Here is a 3,871-nt window from a genome sequence, read left to right as displayed (position 1 = left end):
GGCAGCTTCTGGTCCGCGAACGCCGCGCGCAGATGTGAAAAGCGCTCCATCTGCTCGGCGAACTGGGGCTGCTTTGCCGCCTCTTGGATCTCCGCGAGGTGTGAGGTGAAGTTGAAGCCGATGGCCAGATACTTCGACGGCGCTGGAATCGGCGCTCGCAGAACGACTTCCGAAAGTGGCGTCCGCTGCCGGATGTTGGTGGCCTTGCGGGCCACGTCCGCCGTAACGACAGGACCGGCGGCCAGTACCGCCGTGACGTCGGGCGGGACACCTTCGAGCGCACTGAGTGCGACGACGTAGTCGTCGACGACGACTCCTGCGCTCACGCCCGCACTGCCGAGTTCGTAACGTACAAGCTTCATTTCGTCTCCTTTTTCGTGTAGAGCGCCTCAATCTGCGAGGCGTACTTGTGGGTGATGGGCCGGCGCTTCAGCTTCATCGTCGGCGTCAGCTCGTCGGAGTCGGGCAGCCAGTCGTCGTTGAGGATGGCGAATCGCTTGATCTGCTCGACGCGCGCCAACCGTGCGTTGGCACGGTCGACACCGGCCCGAACCTCAGCTTGTAGTTCGGCATCCGTCGCGTACGACGCGGCGATTGCAGGATCCAGCACGATCAGCGCGACGTTGTACGGTCGCCCGTTGCCGAACGCGCATACCTGACCGATGAGCGGACTGCTCTCCTTCAGGCGTGCCTCGATGTTGGCGGGTGACATGTTCTTTCCCGCCGCATTGATGATCAGTTCCTTCTTGCGATCGACGATCCGCAGGTGCCCGCCGGCCTCGATGCGGGCGATGTCGCCCGTGTGCAGCCAGCCATCGGCGTCAATCGCCTCGGCGGTCGCCTCCGGCCGATTGCGATAACCCGCCATCAGCAGCGGCCCCCGGACGAGAAGCTCCCCGTCGTCGGCCAACTTCACCTGCGCACTGGGCAATGGTGGTCCCACGGTCCCGGCGCGGACGTCGCTTGCGGCTGCCAATGAGACGACGCCCGTGGTCTCCGAGAGGCCGTAAACCTCCCGTAGCGGGATCCCGATCGCGGCGTAGAACTCGATCACCGCGGGCGGGCAGGGCGCGGCGCCAGTCACCGCTGCCGTGAGCTCATCGAAGCCCAGACGGCGACGGATCTCTTGGTGGCCGATACCCGCTGCGACGTCGGCCGTGATGGACGCCTGCAGCTTCTCCCACAATCGCGGGGGCGAGAAGAACATGTGCGGGCGGACCCGTGGTAGCAACTGGGTGACGGCGCTTGGGCTGGGGCAGCACACGACGCTGAAGCCCACCGTCATCGGCAGGTAGTGCGTGCAGACGCGCTCGGCGATATGGGCCATCGGCAGATAGGAGATCGTGCGTTGCCCCGGCTGAATTCCGACCAGCGCGCCAATCTCGGCGGCCATGGTGAGGATGTTCGTGTGGGTGAGCTCGACGCCCTTCGGTGGCCCGGTCGTGCCCGACGTGTAGATCAACGTGGCAAGCTCGCCTGGCATTACGGCCGCGGCGTGCTCCAGTTCGTCGGAGTCCAGGAGCTCAAACCACGCGTCCGATCCGACGACGATGACGTGGTCCACGGCGCCGGGACCGTGCTCGAGCGCGGCGAGCAGCCCGTCGACCAACGCCGCTTCGGTGACGACGATGCGGCAACCGGCGTCGGCGATCAGGTGGGCGAGCTGCTCGGGGGCCGACGTGTTGTACATCGAGAAGGGTGTGGCGCCGAGGAGCAGCGCGCCGGCATCGGCAACGTGGAATTCGGGCCGGTTGCTGAGGAGAAGGCCAAGCGTGTCCCCGTGGCCCAATCCCAACGACGCGAAGCCGGTAGCGACACGGCGGGCCTGAGTGCCGTAGTCACGCCACGAGAGCACCACTTCCAGATCGGCGTTGAGAATCGCCGGCGCATCGGCGCGGGATTCGACCATCGCCAGAAACGCCTCGCCGACCGTGACCATGTCGCGGTGAACCACCGTGCTCATTGGTGCGCCTTCCCGTCGTGGATGTGCTGCCAAGCGTATTCGGCAATGTGACAACTGTCAATTAAAATATTGTCATGCAACTTTAGACTGAAGGCTCTCCGCCGGCTTCACGCGTCGTGGGATGGATGCGCGCTCGACGGCTGAACTCGGCGGCCAGTTCTTGCAGCGCCTGGTTCGCAGCGGTGGAGATTGCGTAGAGAGAGGCGAAGGTGTGGATCGTTCCGGGGTAGTCCTTGGCGAATACGTCGACGCCCGCGGCGGCGAGCTTGTCGACGTAGGCCAGCCCCTCGTCTCGGCGTGGGTCGTGGTGCGCTACGCCGATGACGGCGGGGGCGAGTCCGCTGAGGTCGGTGGCGCGGATGGGGGCGACGTGGGCTGAACCGAGTAGTTCGGAGTAGTTCGGGTCTGTTGCCGAAGTAATTCCGTGCGCTTTTGACGATGTCGTCGAGGGTGAGGAGGTAGCCGCGACCGTTCTCGTGTCGGGAGGGGTAGTCGGAGTCGATCACCGGGTGGAGCAGAAATTGCGCGTTCAGGTGCCGGCCCTGGTCTCGGAACCTGCGGGCGACCACCGCGGCGAGGTTGCCGCCGGAGCTGTCCCCGGCCACCGAGAGCTGGCCGCCGACGCCCCCGTAGTCGTGGATGTGTTCGTCGACCCAGGCGGTCGCGGCGAGACAGTCGTCGAGACCCGGCTGGGAAGGGATGCTCTGGTGCGAGTCGATAGTCGACCGAGACGAACACATGGCCCGATTCCTGCGCGAGTTTGCGCACCAGGAAGTCATGGCTGGCGATGCTGCCGGTCATCCATCCGCCGCCGTGGAAGTACACCGCAGTGGGTGCTGGGTCGGCGGTCGGCCGGTAGGTGCGGATGGGGATGCCGGTCAGTGGGCCGGGGATGGTGGCGTCCTCGACGGAATAAATGGCGATTCCGGTTGGGGGGCAACGATTTCGGCGAGGTGATAGATTCTCGGCGTGCCTGCGTGAGTGTCACGGGTTGGCTCGGCGGCGGTCTGCGGTTGACCCGCGCCAAGAACCGGGCGATACCCGCGTCCACTGCCATGTTGCGACCAATCAAGTGCCGTGCACCCTCTGCTCGTACGTTGCGCGTTTGCCGACGTCGACGCGGTCGGTAAACAGGTGGTCCAACCCGATTGAGCGCCTCAACGCGTCCGCGACGCTGCCCGGGAGAATCCGTTGGATCACGAGCACCGCTCCGGCTGCCCGGGTGATCGTGACACGCCGTTTCGGCTTGCGGATCAGACCAACGATTGCGCTTGCGACATCGGTTGGTTCAGCATTCGTCAGGCCCCTGGCTTGGTCGATGCCGGCGACCATCTCGGTATTGGTCATCGCCGGGAGCACCGCCGAGTAGTGGACACCGGTGCCGCGGTGCTCCGCGCGAACCGAATTGGTGAACCCGAGGACGGCGTGCTTGGTGGCGCAGTAAGTCGCTACCCCCGGCGACGGTGTCTCGGAGTTCACCGACGCGACGTTGATGATGTGGCCGCTGCGCCGGGCGAGCATCCGCCGGGCCGCGACCTTCGTGCCCACGATCACGCCGTAGACGTTGACGGCCAACGCGCGTCGGGTCAGCGCGTCGGGCTCGTCGACGAGCCGACCGACCGGAAGTATCCCGGCGTTGTTGACCAGAACATCGATCGGACCCAGCCGACTCTCCACCTCGTCGAGGAAGCCGGCGAACGAGTCGTCATCTGTCACGTCGAGCCTGCCGTACACATCGAGCCCGAGGTTCGCACCCACCTGTTTGACCGCTGGCTCGTCGATGTCGCCGATGGCGACCTTGGCCCCAAGCTGGTGCAGCGCGCTCGCGGTGGCCAACCCGATCCCGCGGGCGCCACCAGTGATGACGACAACCTTTCCGCAAACTGACTTGATCGTTGGGTTGGTGGC

Annotated in this window: 3 protein-coding genes and 3 pseudogenes; all 6 read right to left on the bottom strand. The window is 65.6% G+C overall.

Annotated elements, in window-relative coordinates; all coding sequences use genetic code 11:
- A pseudogene (locus QOI01_RS28460) lies at positions 1–362 on the bottom strand (hypothetical protein); the annotation flags it as partial.
- The gene (locus QOI01_RS28455; protein WP_526386493.1) at positions 359–1,963 is read right to left on the bottom strand and encodes an AMP-dependent synthetase/ligase; all 1,605 of its coding nucleotides are present in this window, start codon (positions 1,961–1,963) and stop codon (positions 359–361) included. The pseudogene QOI01_RS28460 and the gene QOI01_RS28455, both read right to left, overlap by 4 nt.
- Before the next feature lie 82 nt (positions 1,964–2,045).
- Entirely contained in the window at positions 2,046–2,285 is a 240-nt protein-coding gene (locus QOI01_RS28450) for an alpha/beta hydrolase fold domain-containing protein (RefSeq protein WP_526386495.1), read from the bottom strand.
- An 82-nt stretch (positions 2,286–2,367) separates the two neighbouring features.
- Positions 2,368–2,703: pseudogene (locus QOI01_RS28445) on the bottom strand (alpha/beta hydrolase); the annotation flags it as partial.
- Positions 2,660–2,830 (bottom strand): annotated as a pseudogene (locus tag QOI01_RS28440) (alpha/beta hydrolase); the annotation flags it as partial. The pseudogenes QOI01_RS28445 and QOI01_RS28440, both read right to left, overlap by 44 nt.
- 201 nt (positions 2,831–3,031) lie before the next feature.
- Entirely contained in the window at positions 3,032–3,856 is an 825-nt protein-coding gene (locus tag QOI01_RS28435; RefSeq protein ID WP_526386494.1) for an SDR family NAD(P)-dependent oxidoreductase, read from the bottom strand.
- Between the last annotated feature and the right edge of the window lie 15 nt (positions 3,857–3,871).

This window comes from Mycobacterium sp., assembly GCF_032162605.1.
In the GTDB taxonomy this organism is placed as follows: domain Bacteria; phylum Actinomycetota; class Actinomycetes; order Mycobacteriales; family Mycobacteriaceae; genus Mycobacterium.
Note: the sequence above shows the minus strand (reverse complement) of the source record. Positions and strands in the feature narration are given on the sequence as shown.